Origin of the sequence: Nguyenibacter vanlangensis, from assembly GCF_013376155.1 — a bacterium.
Lineage (GTDB): Bacteria > Pseudomonadota > Alphaproteobacteria > Acetobacterales > Acetobacteraceae > Gluconacetobacter > Gluconacetobacter vanlangensis.
The window spans coordinates 1-561 of sequence record NZ_JABXXP010001229.1; the positions used below are offsets into that span (position 1 = coordinate 1).

2 protein-coding genes are annotated in these 561 nt (G+C 68.4%); both read right to left on the reverse strand.

The features are described 5' to 3' along the window. The coding region (locus HUK84_RS23445) for a Y-family DNA polymerase (protein WP_456306694.1) at positions 1–193 on the reverse strand (193 nt) is incomplete at its 3' end. Between the two features lie 89 nt (positions 194–282). Next, positions 283–408, reverse strand: coding sequence for a hypothetical protein (locus tag HUK84_RS23590; RefSeq protein WP_281362898.1), 126 nt, complete (start codon positions 406–408; stop codon positions 283–285). Positions 409–561: the final 153 nt, after the last annotated feature.

A 561-nucleotide genomic window follows, 5' to 3' on the forward strand; every position in this document is an offset into this window, starting at 1 on the left:
CGGCGACGACGCCGCGCTGCCGGCTGCCGCCGACCGCGACCGGGCGGCCGCGCAGGGCGGGATCGTCACGCTGTTCGACCGACGCATAGAACGCATCCATGTCGATATGGATGATGCGCCGGACCGGAAGCGGAGCCTGGATCGGGACCGGATCGAAATCCTGTCGCGACAGGCCGTGATATTCCAGGGCCATGACAGTCCACGCCCCTGATATTCCAGGCCCCTGCCCGAGGCCCGCGCCATGGGGACCCGTCCCGGGGAGAGGCCCCGGGACGGAACGGATCAGGCCTTGGCCTTGCAGCAGGCCTTCTTCTTGAAGAAGCAGATCAGCGCCACCACCAGGCCCAGCGCCACGATGCCCTTCACACACGGCGACTTCACGGGGCATTTGACGGGACAATCAGCCATTTTTCGATTCCTTACAGCACGATCTGACCGGCCGGAGCGCCGGATGGCCCTATTCTACCCGCCTGAATCCGGCTGGCTACCCCGCGCCGGGGCGGCGATTCCGGCGCAGGGCGCCGGACCGGCCCCGGGCGCCGGGTCCAGGCCCATCAGGTC